This window comes from Labilithrix luteola (genome assembly GCF_001263205.1).
GTDB classification, from domain to species: Bacteria; Myxococcota_A; Polyangia; order Polyangiales; family Polyangiaceae; genus Labilithrix; species Labilithrix luteola.
Window position 1 is genome coordinate 4,528,830 of the sequence record NZ_CP012333.1, and the last position, 16,432, is coordinate 4,545,261.

The following is a 16,432-nucleotide window of genomic DNA, read 5'->3' on the forward strand; positions in this document are numbered from 1 at the left end:
CATCGTTCAGACGAGGCGAAGGCGCGTGGAGGAGACCCTCGTATCACTCGAGAGATGACGCCTCATCGTGTCGACGAGGAGGTCCTGTTCGAGCGGTATCGTGAGGTATTCGACACAACCGGCTTCGCGCGCACGGCGTCGTTCGTCGTCGCCGGGTTGTGCGGCGATGGCGATGACCGGAATGCGTTTCAGCTTCGGGTCGGCCTTCAATCGCGCCGTTGCCTGACAACCGTCGAGGCGAGGCAGCGAGATGTCCATGAGAATGAGGTCGGGGGCGTCTCGGGCCGCCTTCACGATGCCTTCCTCGGCATCGTGCGCTTCGAGGAGCTCGAACTCACCGGCGAGGCTCTGTCGAACGACGTCGCGGTTCTGGCGTGAAGCGTCGACGTGGAGAATGCGCATGCGAGCGGCTCGCTCGGCGCGTTCCGCCGTGCCCACCACGTCGCGCACGTGCCTGGCCATCCGATCGAAGGGAACGCTGTGTTTGGTCACGGCGGTCGCGAGGACCTCCAGCCATTCTCGATTCACCGACGCCAGGTCCAGCACGTCGTTCAGGACCGCCAGCATGGCGCACGTTCCCTGTTCGATGGACTTGAGGGCAATTTGGCCATCGACGGAGAGAGCCTCGCTCTCCTCGCGGAGCAACCGGTCGTAGTTGTCGAGCGTGCGATTGAGCGGCCTTCGAATCTCGCGAAGAAAGCTCATCAGGAATTCGTTCCGCTCGAGCTTCGCGATGTCGTGGTCGCGTTCCCTTCGGCGCCGCGCGTGCTCCGCGTTGTCTCGTTCGCGCAGCCACTCGTCCGTCGCGCGCTTCCGTTCGACTTCGCGTGTGAGAACGAACGACAGCCGGGTGATGCCCGCTTCGTCGACCACATCGGCAGCACGCGCCCTGCGCGCGGTGTCGAGCGACTGCGCGGTCGTCTGCTCCGTGAGAACGACCAGCGGCGCGTCGATGTCTCGCGCGTCGAGGGCGAGGCGGATGTCGCGAGGTGAAAGCGATGGAATGCCTTCGCCACACACGAAGACGTCGAGCGCCTTGCCGAGGGCAGGCTCGAGGTCACTTCGGTTCGACACTGTCACGAGGTCTGCGCGAAACCCCGAGCGTGCGAGCTCGTCGGTGATTCGCGCGAGCTCGGTGGGCGAGCCCGCCACGATCACGCGGGGCATGAACCGCGTTTTCAGCGAGGTGTCATGGGCTTCGGGTCGGAGCGAGCCCGACGGGGGAACTGTCGGCACTTTCATGCGCTCTTCCCCATAAGTTTTTCGGCCAATTCGTTCCTATTTCGTCGGGTCGACTGAGTCATCTCGCTCGTCGGTTGGTTCTTCAATTTCGACTCTCCAGGCCCCCGCAAAGAAACCTCTACGAAAGTAAGAAGAGACCGATCCGCTCTCCGCAGCCGGCAGCGCCGACTCCTCCCGAGCGTCGATTTCGACCTCACAGTATCGATTGCGTGACGCGGTCGAACATCCTCCACAAAGAGGATGTGTCCGCACGGCCACATCGCACTTCCGCATCCTTTGTTTCCACAGGATGGGAGTGACTTGTGGATAGATCGCTCGCGCGCCTTGGAACATGGGGCGCGACGATTGGAGTCTGCACGCGTCGACGGGCAGCGGTCGCGCTCACGAATCGCGTTTCGCCACGCCGGCACGTGCAGGTGGTGGTGTCTCGACGTCTGTGGTGGACCGACACTGCATGACACACGTCCGGCACTGGCTCGTCATTCGGTGACGTGTTCGACGGAGCTTGCGGCGAACCATTCGCGGGAGCCCGCGAGATCCTCCGGCTTGCTCCGAGACCACACTCTCCGACCGAGCCGATGCTCGGCCGGTACTTCCTCCTCCTCTCGATGGGGCGAACCGCCAATGTCGGGTCAGCGCAAATTTTCCATGGTGCTCGAAGTGAGCTCCACGCCTCGAGGTGGGAGCGCTGGCCACCCGATGACGTCGTGCAGCCGTGCGTCGGTCGAACGGGAGAGGGAGGGCCTCGGCTCCGTCGCTTTCTTCTGCGCGCCTTGCGGATCGGGCAACGGGAAGTCGAGCGCTCGGGAACGAACGCACGATGAACGGAGCTCTGCGATCTCCCTTGGTCGGTCTCGCGGCGATCTTGTTCGCCGGAACGGCCGCGTGCATCGGCCACATCGGTGACGACGACGCATCCGGAACGAATGGTTCCGACAATCGAGGGGGAGGAAAGCCGCCGCTCACGGGCGATACGTCGAACCTCGATCCGAACGCCGCGGGAGCCATGCCGCTCCGTCGCCTCACGGAGGCCGAATACCTCAACACGGTACGCGACCTCTTTGCTGATCCGACCATCGCCTCGTCGCTACCTACCGATCCGAAGGGGACGAATGGCTTCTCGCAGGCGCCGCTCCTCTCGACCGACACCGCGGACATGCTCCGAACATCGGCCGAGACGTTGGCCACCAAGGCGGTCGCGAACTTCGATGCCTTTCTCGCGTGCGATACCGCGTCGAAGGGTGAAGACGCCTGCGCCGATGCGTTCATCCGTCGCTTCGGCCGTCGCGCGTATCGCCATACGCTGTCGAACGACGAAGCGGCGAACCTGAACGCGCTCTACCAGACCGCGCGCACCACCCTCACGTATCCTCTCAAAGACGCGATTCGGGTGGTCGTCACGGCGATGCTCCAGTCGCCGCGCTTCCTCTATCACTGGGAGATCGACGGCGAGGCCGCCAAGATCGAAAGCGGCGTCGTTCGTCTTCCGTCGTTCGAGCTCGCCTCGCGCCTCAGCTACTTCCTCTGGGGCTCGATGCCCGACGACGCGCTCCTCGACGCCGTCGACCAAGGCAGGTTCGAAGACGAGGCGGGGATCACGGCGCAGATCGACCGAATGATGGGCAATCTGAAGTTCGCCCAGAACGCGGACATCTTCCACACCGAGTGGCTCGGTCTCGACATGCCGGCATCGAAGGACCCGACCCTCTTCCCGCAGTACAACGAGGGCGTGCAGGCAAGCGCGCGCGAGGAAATGCGCCGCTTCATTCGCCACGTTCTCGTCGACGGCGACGGCAAGCTCGATTCGCTCTTCACGTCCACCTTCGCCGAAGTCGACTCGAACATAGCAGCCATCTACGGAGCGACGGGCGCACCGGCGAGCGGCTTCGGTCCCGTGCAGCTCGACGCCAACGCGCGTGCCGGTCTGCTCACGCGTGCAGCCCTCCTTCTCGTCGACTCGAATGCCTCGCAGACCAACCCGCCGCGCGCCGGAAAGCTGGTCTGGGAAAAGATCCTCTGCAAGACGATTGCGCCCCCTCCGCCAGGAGCGGCCACGGCCTTCCAGTTCGACAATGCCAAGACCGTTCGGCAGAACTTCGAGGTCCTCGAGAACGACGGCTCCTGCGCCGGCTGTCACAAGATCATCAACCCGATCGGGTACGCATTCGAGAACTTCGATGCCATTGGGCGATATCGCACGATGGACGGGACCAAGCCGCTCGACGCGTCCGGCTCGGTGAACACCGTCGATGGAACGCGCGCCTTCGCGAACGTCGTCGAGCTCTCGAAGCAGCTCGCCGGTGACTCGGACGCGCGTTCGTGCGTCGCGCGCACGTGGTTCCATTTCGCGATGGGCCGCGACGAGGCCGATGCCGACCAGTATTCGCTCCAGTCGTCGTACGGGAAGTTCCGAGACGCCGCGTTCGATCTCCGCACGTTGATCAAGGCATTCGCTGCCAGCCGCACGTTCCGTTATCGCTCGATCGAGCCGGGAGAGACGCCGTGAGCAATGACAAGTACTGCCGCCGTTCGTTTCTCCGTGCTTTGGGCATCAGCGCGATGCTCCTGCCGATGTTCGACCTGGAGTTCGAGAAGCCGGCTCGCGGCGATGCCCCCAAGGCGCCCAAGCGATTCGCGGCGCTCTGCTGGCCGGAAGGCGTGACCAACAACTATTGGCCAACCGGCACCGAGACGAACTTCCAGCTCACCGACGTTCTCTCGCCGCTCGCTCCGCACAAGCAAGACATCCTCGTCTTCGACGGCCTCGACAACCGCGCGATGATGGACCAGTTCCCGAACTACGGCGGCCACGCGGCGCTGCCGTACATCCTGACGGGTGGCCCTGGAAAGTATCTGCTCTATGGCGATGACCAGGCGATGGGCGATTCGATCTCTCTCGACCAGGAGCTCGCAAAGACCCAGACCACGCCGTACAAGAGCCTCGTCCTCGGCATCGACAACAAGCACGAAGGCAACCCAGGGTCGAAGTACCTGTCGCTTTCGGGGCCCGCCGTCGGCGACCAGCCCAATGCGCCGGTCGTTCTCGACGACGTGCATGCGATTTACAAGCAGCTCTTCTCGAGCGCGTCGATGGATCCCGAATACCTTGCCAAGGTACGGGCGGAGCGTAAGAGCATCCTCGATCACGTCGGCAAAGACCTCGAGCGCTTCGGCGGTCGAATGGGGGCCGAGAGCAAGCAGAAGGTCGATCTGCACCTCAACTCGGTGCGTGAGCTCGAACAGCGCCTCGACGCCGTGGGCACGAACTACAAGCCCGCGCCCGACGACACCACGATCGACCCGTACAACGTCCAGCACTATGACCGCATCGCGCGGGCGCAGATGGATATGATCATCGGCGCGTTTGCTAGCGGTCAGACGAATATCGCCACGCTGCTCATGTCGAACTCCCACAACAACATGTGGGTCTTCTATTGGCTCGGCGGCGACTTCGCGCAGGCAGGCGACGGCAGCTTCAACCCCCTGCGAAGCCATCACGAGCTCGGTCACCGCGGCGGCGACGGCAGGCAGAACAACGACGACTCGCGCCGCAAAGACACGGTCGACAAGTATTTCGTTTCGCTCTTTGCGTACTTCATCGAGAAGGCGAAGGCGGTGCCGGAGCTCGGCGGAACCATGCTCGACAACTGCTGCCTCCTCGCCACCAACGTGATGGGGAACGGCGCGTCGCACCAGAACACGCGGCTGCCGTGGATCCTCGCAGGAAGTTGCGGTGGCTTCTTCCGCACGGGCCGCCTCATCAAGTGGACGAACGGCATGCCGCACAACCGTTTGCTCGTCAGCATCGGCAATGCCATGGGCCATTCGATGACGTCGTTCGGCGCAGGCAACTACGGCGGCGCACTGCCCGAGCTCCGCTGACGAGCCGACGCCCGCCTCGCCGCCGACGATTAGAGAGCCCTTCGCCGAGCTCTCAACAATCGGTGCCGAGCGCTCGTTCCATCTCGCCGAGTGGATCGACGATGGCGCGCACGATGCCGCGTGTCGTCTTCGACTCGATGCCTCCGGCGACGCGATGGATGGCGAATCGCGCTTCACCGAGCAGCGCACCGGCCAACGGCGTGTAGACGAGATCGAGCGCCGACGGTCGGGAGCCGTTGGCTTCGAAGCCGTACTCCCAGAGCGCGCTTGCTCCGGCCGCGAAGGCCACGGAGCCGTACCAAGGAAAGCGACACATGCGCGCTCGCAGATAGAGCTCGCTGCCGAAGAGGCCGTGCCCGATCGTGTTGACCGGCCAAGGATCGCCGTCCCACTCCATGAAACGCCGACGCGGTTCGAAGACGGGCGGATGCGTGAAGGCTTCTTCGTAGCGTGCCCCGAATTGCTCCGGACGAGCGAAGGGATTGGGCCAGATCACCGTCTCGGCGGCGCGCATGACGGCGAGCAGCGCGAGATCGTGGACGATGGGAACCACGTAGTTCGGTCCCTCGACACGATGCGGTTCTTCGTGAACGGCATCCGGTGTGGCCGGCTGGCTCGGCTGGCTCGGCTCGTTCGCTTGGCGCGCAGGAACCGCCATTTCCTCGGCGTTTTGCATGCTCGCGTCGGTATTTGCGACGAGCAGAGCGACGACGGCAACGGGGATCATGAAGCTGCCTTTCGAGTTAGCACGAGCACGCCGTTTCTTCCGCGGAGATTGGATTCGCAGCAACGTGGCTGGAAAAACGTCGACGGAAATGTGCCGACACGGCCGATAGCCTCGTCCCTATTTCCGTTCTCGCGCTTGGTGAGTTCGTGGTGCTGGATGACCATCCGTTGCGTCGAGACCAACGAAAGCATCATCGACAGCGCCTGACGACATTGGGGTCGGCTTCGGAAGTACTGCGCGCGTGAGGCCGCGCATGTTCCCGCAAGTAGGGTGCTGCCCTTCGTTGCGAGGCGCCGCGAGAACGCGGTCGACCACGGCGTTCGGTTCCGAACGTCGGCGACGAAACCAATCCTTCCCAGGAGAAGAAAACTCCATGTCCAATGCTCGATTCTTCGGCGTGAAGCGCGCGCTCACGCTCCTCTCGCTTCCCGTTTTTGCCGCTTGTTCGAGCGCGCAGGAAACGGCCTCGGCGGACACGCTTCCGCTCATGCCCTCTCCCGGCACGAACACGGACTCGGGCTCCACCCAAGACGGTGGAGTAGACGGCGAGACGCCGGAGACGCCCGACAATCCGGATGCCTCTCCCGGCGATCCCGAAACGCCGGATGCGGAGGCGCCCGATTCGTCGACGCCGACCGAGCCTTCGAAGCCCGTTCCGTGGCGCGGCATCAACCTCTCGGTTGCCGAGTGGGGCATCGGCGTCTTCCCCGGCACGCTTGGCAAGGAATACACGTGGCCGACGGCGGCGAACGTCGACTACTACATGTCGAAGGGCATGAACACGTTCCGCATCCCCTTCGCGTGGGAGCGGCTGCAGCCCAAGGCGAACGGTGCCTTCGATGCGAAGTACGCCGAAGGCCTCGATACGATCGTGAACTACGCCGTGTCGAAGGGCGCCAACGTCATCATCGATCCGCACAACTACGCTCGCTACTACGGCGGCGTCGTCGGCTCGACGTCGGTGCCGAACAGCGTCTTCGCCGATCTCTGGACGCGCCTGGCCACGAAGTACGCGTCGAACCCGCACATCTTCTTCAACCTCGTCAACGAGCCCCACGACATCCAGACCGAACAGTGGGCCTCCGCCGCGAACGCAGCCATCGCTGCCATTCGCGCGACGGGCGCCAACAACGTGATCATGGTTCCTGGCAACCAGTACACGGGCGCTTGGGCGTGGACCTCGGGCGACATCTACGGGACGTCGAACGCGGTCGCGCTGCTGAACATCGTCGACCCGCTGAACAACGTCGTCTTCGAGGCACACCAGTATCTGGACGGCAACTCGAGTGGCACGAGCAGCTCGTGCGTGAGCACCACCATCGGCAGCGAACGTCTCGCCGGCTGGATCAAGTGGCTTCGCGACAACGGCAAGAAGGGCTTCCTCGGCGAGTTCGCCGGCGGCAACAACGCAACTTGTAACGCTGCCGTCACCGACATGCTGAACACGATGATGTCGGCGTCCGACGTCATCATGGGCTTCACGTGGTGGGCCGGTGGACCGTGGTGGGGCAACTACATGTTCGCGCTCGATCCGAGCAACGGACAGGACAAACCCCAGATGTCGATCCTCTCGCCGTTCCTTCGGCAGTAACGCGTGCGCTTGTGGGGCATGCGCGCGAAGTGCGTGCCCCTAAAGCGACCCAGTAACTAGCCCCCTTAAACGTGCCCCTTAAACGTGACAGGGGGCTTTGGGGCCCCCTGCACGGAAACTCTTGCGCGACGCTCGGCGCCCCTATGAATGCGATCAAGGGGGGCCGTTTATCGATTTATTTTCCGGAGCCCGTTCTTTTCCGAGCCGCCGCCGATTTCTCGAGTCGTCTCGCGCGCTCAGCAGCCGCAACCAGGCGGCAGGCCGACGAGCTCGCGGACGTCCGAACATTCGAGATCGGTCTCGCCGTACGTCTCGTAGATGATGTGTGCCGCCGTCTCGAGCTGAGCGCGCCGCTCGCCGGGGCTGCCTTCGTACGACGCCTTGAGCGCCGCACGCGCGCCTGCCGGGAGGGCCTCGCTGTGCATCAATAGTGGGGCAAGGGTGAAACTCATTGATTCGGCTCCTACCCAACGTCTGATGCGCGACGTCCCCCCGCGTTGCGCATCGACGTTCGCAGCGATACGCCGCGACCATGAGGAGCTCTACCGCAACCGACTCGTCCTGGCGGTCGAGCGGCGCGGCGTCAGCCCGTGCATTAAGCTGAGAATGCAGTGCGCGTCGGGGGAGTTCTCGGGGACCGTCGGAGTACGAGCGGCGCGAGACCAAGCGCTGCGCTGAGCGGAGCGTTCGGAGCGTTTGCAACGCTCGCTCGCATCGGGCGTGGGGCGACGAGCGCGGCGGTGGTCGCGATCCTGACGTTCAGTCATGGTTCTCGAGCGGCGCCGATCGACACGAGCGGCCCGGTCGACCACCATCCCATCCATCACGTTCTCGCGACCGGACAGAGTCTCTCGGTGGGCGCCAACGGATATCCGGCGCTGACCACCGCGCAGCCGTACGACAATATCATGTTCGCGCCCGGTGTGATTCCGGGAGGCGAGGGGCTTCACAAGTTCAGTCCGCTCGTGGAGCGAGGCCTCGAGACGATGTCGAGCAGCTTCGCGAACCTCGTCGGGAAGATGGCGCGGGAGGAGCTCCACGCCGCTTCGAACCTCGATCCGCACGATCTGCTCGTCAGCGCGCACGGCGTCTCGGGCGTCGGTTACTGGGCGCTCAAACGAGGCACGAAGCCGTACACCATCGGTCTCGCCCAGGTGAAGGCGGGGCGCGACATCGCGAAGGCCCAAGGTCGCCCGTACGTGGTTCGCGCCATCACCAACGTCCATGGCGAGTCGGATCACGTGCGGCAGAACCTGCGGTACGAATCCGACCTCCTCACCTGGCAGGCGGACTACGAGCGAGACGTCCGAGCGATCACCGGTCAGCGCGAGCCGGTGCCGATGTTCGAGACGCAGATGTCGAGCTTCACGCGCTACGGGGCAGCGACAAGCCCGATTCCCGGCGCCCAGCTCGCCGCGCACGTTCATGCCCCCGGCAAGCTGATCCTCGTCGGGCCGAAGTACCATCTGCCGTACGCGTCCGACGGCATCCATCTCACCAACGAGGGCTATCGGCACATGGGTGAGGACTACGCGAAGGCCTATCGGCGCGTGGTGCTCGAAGGCCGAACGTGGGAGCCGGTTCGGCCCCAACGCATCGCGCGTTCGGGGGCGACGATCGTCGTGACGTTCTACGTTCCTTCACCGCCGCTCGTGCTCGATACCGCCCGCGTGAGCGACCCCGGAAACTATGGCTTCGAATACGAAGAGGCAGGGCCTCATGCGCCCACGATTCGGAACGTCGCGGTGACCGGGCCGGATACGGTGTCCGTCACGCTTTCGGCGCCGTCGACCGACAAGAGCGCGCGCTTGCGCTACGCCTTCACCGGCAACGCACACGCCAAAGCGGGGCCCCGCACGGGACCGCGAGGCAATCTGCGCGACTCCGACACGACGCCGTCGCGCAGCAACAACGAGCTCTTCAACTGGTGCGTCCACTTCGACGAGCCGGTGCCCTGAAGTCCTCAAGTGACGAATCCGGCCGCGGCACCGCGTCCGATCAACGACAACGCATGACGTCGAGCCGTGCACGACGCTCTCGCCGAGCATGACACGTGCCGCCGAGGCTAGGACGAGATTGTCGTCGGCAAAGCAACATCACGTCCTCGTCGTCGACCCTTGCCGGCCGTCTGTGCGGTCCTTATGGTTGCGATCCCGTGGAGTTCGATGCCCTGGGAACGAGCGTCTGACGACGACGTTCGGATGAACCAGGGCGAGTCGTCATAGAGAGGCGTGAAAATGGCAAAGAAGCTTTCCGCAGCGAAGAAAGAAACCCTCAAGGGCCGCCGTCTGGCTCCACTCGGCACGCCGACGGATCTTCCCGCCGCTGCCACGAAGGACATCTCGGCGGCGATGAACGGTGTCCTCGCGGACGTCTTCGCCCTCTACATCAAGACGAAGAACTTTCATTGGCACATGAGCGGCCCCCACTTCCGCGATTACCACCTCTTGCTCGACGAGCAGTCGGATCAGGTCTTCGCCATGGCCGACCCCATCGCGGAGCGCGTGCGTAAGATCGGTGGACAGACCCTCAAGTCGATCGGTGACATCGCGCGTACGAAGCGCATCGCCGACAACGACGCAGGCTACGTCGAGCCGTCGGACATGCTCGCCGAGCTCCAGGAGGACAACAAGAACCTCGCCGCGGCTCTCCGTGAAGCGCACAACGTTTGCGACGAGTACGGCGACATCGCCACGGCCAGCCTCATCGAGGTCTGGATCGACGAAACCGAGCGACGCACCTGGTTCCTCTTCGAAGCAGGTCGCCGCGGAGATTCGAGCGGTCACTGAGAGACTGCAATCCGAGTCGCGTTTTCGGGGGACGAGAAAGGAAGAGCGACATGGCAACCGGGCACATCTCGAACGAGCCGAAGCCCACTCCTCCCAAGAAGGAGGAGCCGAAGAACGACGAGGCCGAGCGCGAGAAGCAGCGGAAGCATCGTGAAGAGCTTCTCGACGAGGCCTTGGAGGAAACGTTCCCCGGAAGCGACGTGCCTTCGATCCCCATCGACCCCGGCGCATAGAGATTGAATCTCGGGCGCCGCGTCGCTTCGCTCGAATCAAAATGATCCGGAAACGCTGATCCGGTCTGAAAATCGAGAAGGGCCAGGAGATGTTCTCCCCGGCCCTTTTTGATTTGCGACGCGCTGTGAATCTCGACCCTGCAGTTCGAGGGAGCCGCTGTCGTTGGCCTGAGCTTGTCCAGGAGCGGGCTCGTCGCCGCGCGTTCACAGGGGATGTGACCGCGCATCCACGAACGCATCAGAAAGCCCGAAAAATACACGGTGTGTTGCAAGCGGGCCGGTGGCATGTCGGTTGCCAAGGGACGCCGCATGCGCCCACGCCTCAATGTGTCGTTCGGATCGCTCTCGCTCGTTCTCGTTTCGCTTGCCTCGCTTGCCTCGCTCGTGACCGTCGCCGGCTGCAGCACGTCTGCCCTGTCACCGAAGGGCGCTCAAGTCGCCGCCACGCGCAACCCGCCGACCCGCGACTGCGCTGCCCTCAAGTACATCGTCGGCCAGGGCGGCGGCACGTTCGGTGGCGCGTATATCTCGAACGACGACCTCGTCGAATACGCGATGAACGATCTCCGCAACAAGGCCGCCGATCTGGGGGCGAATTACGTTCAGCACGACCCTCCGCAGCTCGGCAGCGGCAGCGGCACGACCACCACGGTCACCATCAGCGGTACGGCTTACCGCTGCTCGGGCGCGCCGACGAACGCCGCCAAGCTCTGAGCGGACCGTCTCTCGAAGCGGAGTCACTTCATCTCTCGTCGTTTTTCCCACCTTTTCACGCTCGTGCCCCGAGCGGGGCGCACCGCGCGGGCTGGAAGATTCCGTTCATCTCGGTATTCCAGGGCTAGCGCGCGAATTCTCGCAACGTGCCGATGGGGCCCCCGTCTTCTCCCAGGCGGGGCGCCTTCCGCGAATGCGGATCGACGTGAGAGGACCACCACGATTGGGAGATGAACGATGGCGGTAGCAAGGATTCCGTTCGTTGCACTCGGAGTTTCGATGCTCGTCGCGGCGTGTTCGGCCGCGCCCGAAGAGATCGGTGTCGAGAGCAGCGCACTCGGCTCGAACCAGTGCGTGAGCGCGAAGGAGCAGAGCACGGCCAACATCGCCTGCCCCGCAGGGCAGACGATCACGAAGGTCGTCTTCGCCAGCTACGGCACGCCGGCGGGGGTGTGCGGTGGTTTCAGCGCCGGTGCGTGCAACGCGTCCACGTCGACCAGCGTTCTCAGCTCGAAGTGCGTTGGCAAGAACGCGTGCCAGATTGGTTCCAACAACGGGGTGTTCGGTGACCCCTGTCCCGGCACTCAGAAGACGCTCTTGGCGCAAGTCGAGTGCTCCGGCGGAGGCGGCACCACCACGCCGATCGACCCCACGCCGACGCAGGGCTCGTCGCAGGTTTGCGCCTCGGTGAACCAGAACGCCAACGCCGTACTCACGTGTCCGTCGGGGCAGACCATCTCGAGCATCGGCTTCGCCAGTTACGGCACGCCGACGGGGGCGTGTGGTTCGTTCGCCGCGAGCTCCTGCAACGAGCCCTCGTCGAAGAGCAAGGTCGAGGCCGAGTGCCTCGGCAAGTCGACGTGCACGATCAACGCGAACGACGGCTACTTCGGTGATCCGTGCTGGGGCGTGTCGAAGGCGCTGAAGATCCAGGCGACGTGCTCGGGCAGCACCTCGGGCGAACCGACCACGCCGACCACACCCCCGACGCCTCCCGCTACGAGCGATGGCAAGGTCTACCTCGGCGCGTATCCCGGCAACGGTGGCTGCGTCTATCCGGCGATCGAGAACTGCGTGAGCTGGTACGAGCAGCAGGTCGGTAAGAAGATGGCCATCGTGCACGCGTTCTCCAGCTTCGAGAACGGGTGGGACGACTGGTTCACACGCGTGAGTCAGAGTGGCCACACGTTGATGCTCACGATCAACCCGGCCTCGAAGGCGATTCCGGACATCCTCGCCGGCGTCTACGATGCGGACCTCAAGCGCTGGGGCAAGGCGGCCGCCGATCATTCGTCGGGCCCGATCTTCTTCCGCTACATGCACGAGATGAACTTGCCGAACAACCCGGCAGGTTGGATGGCCGACCACTACGGCGCGGCCAACTACATCGCCGCGTTCCGCCGCGTGCACGACATGCTCAACGCGGGCGCCGGCAGCAACACGAAGATCATCCATGTGTGGGCGCCGAACGTCTTCTGGGGCGCGGCGAACGCGTCGAACTCGATCTGGTTCAAACCCTATTACCCGGGTGACGCGTATGCCGATTGGGTTGGTCTCGATGGCTATCCGATGAGCCCCACCGATTCGTTCGACGCGCAGTTCGGTCCGTCGCTCGCGCTCCTCGAGAGCATGACGTCACACCCGATCATGATCGCCGAGTACGGCGTCGTCGAGATGAACCCGGTAGGAACATGGAAGGCCAACTGGTTCACCGATCTCTTCGGTGCCCAGGTGGGCAAGCACCCGCAGCTGAAGGCGCTCTTCTATCAAGACGGAACGGACGGCGGCACCGATCACCGCATCGACACGTCGGCCCAGGCGGTCGCCGCCTTCAAGGCTGCCATCGCGCCCGCGAAGTTCGCTTCGAGCTACCCGTAATCACGAGGCCCTCTATCGGCGTTTCTCCGCGGCCTCGGCCTCCTTCACGGTGAGGCGTGCCCACGGAACGACGGAGAGGCGCGCGAACCCGATGGGCTCGCCGGATTCCTCGCTCAGACCATATTCACCACGCTCGATCTTCACGAGAGCATCCTCGATGTCTTCGAGGCGGGCGTTGGCGCGCTCGGCGCGAGCCCCCTTCTGCTCGATCTCGTCGGCGCGCGTCGTGAGGTCCATGTGGTCGCCCGCGTCGGGCGTGCCGGACGACGCCATGGTGGGCGTGCTTCCCTGGACCTCCGCGCGCGTGGCGACCAGCTTCTCGCGAAGTCGAGCGATCTGGTCGGGCGTGAGCTTGGCGTCCGGCGTGTTGGTCGGCATGGAGAAGAACCCTTTTTTCAGTCGGCGAACGTGATGAGGCGAGGGCGCTTTCGGGGCTCACGCCGCGAGACGATTCTTGCCGCTGAGGCCCCACGCGGAGACCCCGAGCATGGCGAACATGATCAGCGCGGTTACCCCAAGGACGATCATGCCCAGCGCCTGTCCGAACACATCGTGCATGGCGAGCTCCCTTCCGATTCGCGTGGACGATGCGAAGAGCGTTCCAGCGTCGTTCGCTCGCGCTCCGACGCGAATCCTTTGCGTGCCTCGAGTTCACGCGCCCGCCGCGCTTGCAGTGGTACGGCTTGGCAGCTCGACAATGATGGAGGGCGTGGCGTGAGACAGCGGAGCGAGCCGTAGCGAGCCGTAAGGAGCGGCAGGCGTGATAACGTCCCCACATCTTGCGTCTCGGTGTGTCCTCTGCGCTCGCGCTGGCGCTGCTGCTCGTTCCGCGAGAGCCGGCCCAGGCGAGCGAGCCGAGCGAGCCGGGGGCGCCGCACGGAGACATCGAGCACGTCGCCCTCACGTACCATGTGGCCGACGGCTGCCCGGATCAGGCGGCCTTCGTCTCGGCGATCGAGGCCCGGACGCGCCGGGCGCACTTCGATGCGCAGACCACGGGGACACGCAGGTTCGTCGTCGACATCGAGCGCAAAGGGGCGAACTTCGCGGGGCGGCTGGTCGTCGAGCAGGGCACGTCGCGCGCAACGCGTGAGGTGACGAGCACCACGTGCAAAGAGGTTGTCGAAGCATTCGTGCTCGTGACCGTCATCGCCATCGATCCGAGCGCATCGCTGTCGCCCGTTGCGACGCCACCGCCTCCCCCGCCTCCCGAGGAGGTGCCGCCCGCTCCTCCGTCCGCTCCCACCGAGTCCACCGAAGCGCCGAGCCCGCCCCGCGAGGCGCCGTCCGCCGGGAACGTAGGGGCGCGCCAGCGTCCGAAGTCCCCGAAGAAGGAGCCCGCACCCGAGTGGCACCTTCGTGCCGGAGCCGGGGCGTTCGTCGCGACCGGCATCGCCGACTCGGCGATGATCTCCGCGCACCCGGTGATCGATTTCGCGTCGACGGCGCGAGGGCTCTCACCGAGCGTGCGTCTGGGGCTGGTGTGGGCAAACAGCTCCGCGCAGCCTGCTTACCCCGGACAGGTCGTCTTCGGGCTTCGTACGCTCGTGCTCTCGGGATGCGCCGTGAGGATCGCCCCGTGGGGCGAGCGATTGCCGTCGGCCAGGATTTGCGGGGCGTTCGAAGGGGGCGTGCTCGCGGTCCGACCCTACGGACTCGAGCGCGCGACCTCACCGGATCGCCCGTGGTTCGCCGCTGGCCCCCTCGTCCGCTTCGACCTGCCCATCGTCGACCGCCTGTCGCTCAGCGCGGACGCGGGCCTCGCGCTGCCCTTCGAGAGAGAGAGGGTCTACAGCCTCGCCGGTCCGACGGTGACCGTCGTGGAGGCCGTCCAGTTCCGACTGGCGGTTTCCGCGCTCCTCCGCGCGTTTTGAGCACTCCGCCATGGTCGAGCTCGACGGAGCGGCGCTGCGTGTCGAGAAAGATCCCTTCGCGGGGATTAAATGAAAACGCTACGGACATTGTCACGTTTCGATGTCGGCCTCGCCGCACATTCGGGGGCTTCATCTCCAGACGGATTCGTCCGTCTCGGAGCGCCCTGGGGCCACGGTCGAGCTCGACACACTGTTCCGTGAGAACGCCCCGTTCATCGCCCGGTCGCTGCGTCGACTGGGCGTGCCCGCGAGCGACGTTCAAGACGCCCTCCAGGAGGTCTTTGTCGTCGCCGCGCGAAAGCTCGATCTGATCACCGAAGGATCGGGGCGAGCGTTTCTCTACAGCACCGCCATCCGTGTTGCCTCGAATGCGAGGCGCTCGGGGCGGCGTGCCCAGAGTTTGCGTGACGAAGCCATCCACGAAGGCGTCCAGCTCGACGTCGACGTGGCGCCGAACGCCGAGGAAATCGTCGGCCGCCTGCAGGCGCGCGCGATGCTCGACGCCGTCCTCGAAACGATGAGTGACGACATGCGTGCAGTCTTCACGCTTTACGAGTTGGAGGAGATGACCATCGCGGAAATCTCCTCCTTGCTTGGTGTGCCGATCGGAACGGTCGGCTCACGGCTCTGGCGGGCGCGCGAACACTTCGAACAGCAGCTACGCGTGCTGCGGGCGCAGCAAGGCAAGAAACCATGAGACATCCTCATCGCTATCTCGATGACCGCGAGGGTGATCCTCTCGCGAAGGAGCTTTTGCGCTCGGCGGACGACGATGGCCTCGACAAGGCCGCTCTCGCCGCGACGGCGCAGGCGCTCGGTATCGGCGCCCCTGCGTCGGGCGTGTTTCCCTCGGCTCCGGAGACGAACCCTAGGCTCGCACGCGCTCCCTTCGCGGGGGCAAAATGGGGACTCTTCGCCATTCTTGGAATTGCCGCTTTCGGCGGAGCCGCGACCATCTTCGAGCGCGCGAGCAGCGAAGATGCTCGTCCGAGTGCGCCGTCGTCACTCTCCGTGTCGCCGCCGCCCGGTGCGACCGTAGCGACGGTGGCCGTGGCGCAGCCCGTGAAGGTGGAGCAGGAAAGCGAAAATGCGCCCGCGACTATCGCGGTAACCGAGCTTCCGGGCGCAAGCAGTCCGGCTCCGGAAGCGAATGCGCCTCGCGCTCGCCAGGAGCCTCGAAAACCCACGCTCGTTGCTTCGCCGGCGCCGGCCGCGCCGACGGATCTCGCCGGCGAGATCCGCACGCTCGAACACGTGCGCAACGCGCTCGCCGACCACGACTCCGCCGAGGCGCTTGCCTCACTCGCGCGCTATCAGAAGGCATTCCCCACGAAGATCCTCGCGAAGGAGGCCAGCGTTCTCGAAATCGAGGCGCTTCTCGCAGCGGGACGCCGTGCCGACGCCGAATCGCGCGCCCGAGCCTTTCTGTCTTCGTCCGAAGACAGTCCCTACACCGCGCGCGTTCGCTCGCTCGTCGCGCAACCTCGCCTTCCGTGAGGGGA

At 64.9% G+C, this 16,432-nt stretch carries 16 protein-coding genes; 11 read left to right on the forward strand and 5 right to left on the reverse strand.

Annotated elements, in window-relative coordinates; genetic code table 11:
- Positions 1-6: 6 nt before the first annotated feature.
- The gene (locus AKJ09_RS20115) at positions 7-1,242 is read right to left on the reverse strand and encodes a response regulator (RefSeq protein WP_146648823.1); all 1,236 of its coding nucleotides are present in this window, start codon (positions 1,240-1,242) and stop codon (positions 7-9) included.
- An 820-nt stretch (positions 1,243-2,062) separates the two neighbouring features.
- Between AKJ09_RS20115 and AKJ09_RS20120 the strand changes: the two genes are divergently transcribed.
- Together AKJ09_RS20120 and AKJ09_RS20125 are read left to right on the forward strand one after the other, a co-directional pair.
- Positions 2,063-3,748 carry a DUF1592 domain-containing protein gene (locus AKJ09_RS20120; RefSeq protein WP_146648824.1) on the forward strand — a complete coding sequence of 562 codons (1,686 nt, stop codon included), beginning with the start codon at positions 2,063-2,065 and terminating at the stop codon, positions 3,746-3,748.
- A complete protein-coding gene (locus tag AKJ09_RS20125) occupies positions 3,745-5,124 on the forward strand; it encodes a DUF1552 domain-containing protein (RefSeq protein ID WP_146648825.1) in 1,380 nt (459 codons plus the stop codon). The genes AKJ09_RS20120 and AKJ09_RS20125 overlap by 4 nt, the downstream gene beginning before the upstream one ends.
- A 52-nt stretch (positions 5,125-5,176) precedes the next feature.
- Here AKJ09_RS20125 and AKJ09_RS20130 read toward each other — a convergent pair whose 3' ends face one another.
- Positions 5,177-5,851 carry a DUF3943 domain-containing protein gene (locus tag AKJ09_RS20130; protein ID WP_146648826.1) on the reverse strand — a complete coding sequence of 225 codons (675 nt, stop codon included), beginning with the start codon at positions 5,849-5,851 and terminating at the stop codon, positions 5,177-5,179.
- Positions 5,852-6,224: 373 nt separating this feature from the next.
- On the opposite strand from AKJ09_RS20130, the gene AKJ09_RS20135 reads away from it, so the two are divergent.
- A complete protein-coding gene (locus AKJ09_RS20135; RefSeq protein ID WP_205633750.1) occupies positions 6,225-7,442 on the forward strand; it encodes a glycoside hydrolase family 5 protein in 1,218 nt (405 codons plus the stop codon).
- Between the two features lie 236 nt (positions 7,443-7,678).
- Here the strand turns inward: AKJ09_RS20135 and AKJ09_RS20140 are convergent, their stop codons facing one another.
- Positions 7,679-7,894: a hypothetical protein gene (locus AKJ09_RS20140; protein ID WP_146648827.1), complete on the reverse strand. Its 216-nt coding sequence runs from the start codon at positions 7,892-7,894 to the stop codon at positions 7,679-7,681.
- 159 nt (positions 7,895-8,053) lie between these two features.
- Between AKJ09_RS20140 and AKJ09_RS20145 the strand changes: the two genes are divergently transcribed.
- From AKJ09_RS20145 to AKJ09_RS20165, 5 genes are all read left to right on the forward strand, one after another.
- On the forward strand, positions 8,054-9,400 hold the full coding sequence (locus AKJ09_RS20145; RefSeq protein WP_146648828.1) for a sialate O-acetylesterase: 1,347 nt from the start codon (positions 8,054-8,056) through the stop codon (positions 9,398-9,400).
- A gap of 279 nt (positions 9,401-9,679) precedes the next feature.
- A complete protein-coding gene (locus AKJ09_RS20150; protein WP_146648829.1) occupies positions 9,680-10,231 on the forward strand; it encodes a Dps family protein in 552 nt (183 codons plus the stop codon).
- A 50-nt stretch (positions 10,232-10,281) separates the two neighbouring features.
- Entirely contained in the window at positions 10,282-10,464 is a 183-nt protein-coding gene (locus tag AKJ09_RS20155; protein WP_146648830.1) for a hypothetical protein, read from the forward strand.
- 309 nt (positions 10,465-10,773) lie between these two features.
- Complete coding sequence (locus AKJ09_RS20160; protein WP_169927687.1) at positions 10,774-11,178, forward strand: DUF4156 domain-containing protein; 405 nt, start codon at positions 10,774-10,776, stop codon at positions 11,176-11,178.
- 237 nt (positions 11,179-11,415) lie between these two features.
- A complete protein-coding gene (locus AKJ09_RS20165; protein ID WP_146648832.1) occupies positions 11,416-13,056 on the forward strand; it encodes a glycosyl hydrolase in 1,641 nt (546 codons plus the stop codon).
- A 12-nt stretch (positions 13,057-13,068) separates the two neighbouring features.
- Here the strand turns inward: AKJ09_RS20165 and AKJ09_RS20170 are convergent, their stop codons facing one another.
- A complete protein-coding gene (locus AKJ09_RS20170; RefSeq protein ID WP_146648833.1) occupies positions 13,069-13,434 on the reverse strand; it encodes a TraR/DksA family transcriptional regulator in 366 nt (121 codons plus the stop codon).
- A 57-nt stretch (positions 13,435-13,491) separates the two neighbouring features.
- Positions 13,492-13,614 carry a hypothetical protein gene (locus AKJ09_RS55600; protein WP_275936637.1) on the reverse strand — a complete coding sequence of 41 codons (123 nt, stop codon included), beginning with the start codon at positions 13,612-13,614 and terminating at the stop codon, positions 13,492-13,494.
- 221 nt (positions 13,615-13,835) lie between these two features.
- On the opposite strand from AKJ09_RS55600, the gene AKJ09_RS20175 reads away from it, so the two are divergent.
- The 3 genes from AKJ09_RS20175 (at position 13,836) to AKJ09_RS20185 (ending at position 16,427) form a co-directional block, all read left to right on the forward strand.
- Positions 13,836-14,930, forward strand: coding sequence for a hypothetical protein (locus AKJ09_RS20175; protein WP_146648834.1), 1,095 nt, complete (start codon positions 13,836-13,838; stop codon positions 14,928-14,930).
- A gap of 100 nt (positions 14,931-15,030) precedes the next feature.
- A complete protein-coding gene (locus AKJ09_RS20180; RefSeq protein WP_146648835.1) occupies positions 15,031-15,627 on the forward strand; it encodes an RNA polymerase sigma factor in 597 nt (198 codons plus the stop codon).
- Positions 15,624-16,427: a hypothetical protein gene (locus AKJ09_RS20185; RefSeq protein ID WP_146648836.1), complete on the forward strand. Its 804-nt coding sequence runs from the start codon at positions 15,624-15,626 to the stop codon at positions 16,425-16,427. Before AKJ09_RS20180 ends, AKJ09_RS20185 begins: the two co-directional genes overlap by 4 nt.
- The last annotated feature ends 5 nt before the right edge of the window (positions 16,428-16,432 follow it).

Coding starts and splice junctions, on each gene's coding strand:
- AKJ09_RS20115 (WP_146648823.1), bottom strand. CDS start 1,242: ATGAAAGTGCCGACAGTTCCCCCGTCGGGCTCGCTCCGACCCGAAGCC.
- AKJ09_RS20120 (WP_146648824.1), top strand. CDS start 2,063: ATGAACGGAGCTCTGCGATCTCCCTTGGTCGGTCTCGCGGCGATCTTG.
- AKJ09_RS20130 (WP_146648826.1), bottom strand. CDS start 5,851: ATGATCCCCGTTGCCGTCGTCGCTCTGCTCGTCGCAAATACCGACGCG.
- AKJ09_RS20135 (WP_205633750.1), top strand. CDS start 6,225: ATGTCCAATGCTCGATTCTTCGGCGTGAAGCGCGCGCTCACGCTCCTC.
- AKJ09_RS20140 (WP_146648827.1), bottom strand. CDS start 7,894: ATGAGTTTCACCCTTGCCCCACTATTGATGCACAGCGAGGCCCTCCCG.
- AKJ09_RS20150 (WP_146648829.1), top strand. CDS start 9,680: ATGGCAAAGAAGCTTTCCGCAGCGAAGAAAGAAACCCTCAAGGGCCGC.
- AKJ09_RS20155 (WP_146648830.1), top strand. CDS start 10,282: ATGGCAACCGGGCACATCTCGAACGAGCCGAAGCCCACTCCTCCCAAG.
- AKJ09_RS20160 (WP_169927687.1), top strand. CDS start 10,774: ATGCGCCCACGCCTCAATGTGTCGTTCGGATCGCTCTCGCTCGTTCTC.
- AKJ09_RS20165 (WP_146648832.1), top strand. CDS start 11,416: ATGGCGGTAGCAAGGATTCCGTTCGTTGCACTCGGAGTTTCGATGCTC.
- AKJ09_RS20170 (WP_146648833.1), bottom strand. CDS start 13,434: ATGCCGACCAACACGCCGGACGCCAAGCTCACGCCCGACCAGATCGCT.
- AKJ09_RS55600 (WP_275936637.1), bottom strand. CDS start 13,614: ATGCACGATGTGTTCGGACAGGCGCTGGGCATGATCGTCCTTGGGGTA.
- AKJ09_RS20180 (WP_146648835.1), top strand. CDS start 15,031: ATGTCGGCCTCGCCGCACATTCGGGGGCTTCATCTCCAGACGGATTCG.
- AKJ09_RS20185 (WP_146648836.1), top strand. CDS start 15,624: ATGAGACATCCTCATCGCTATCTCGATGACCGCGAGGGTGATCCTCTC.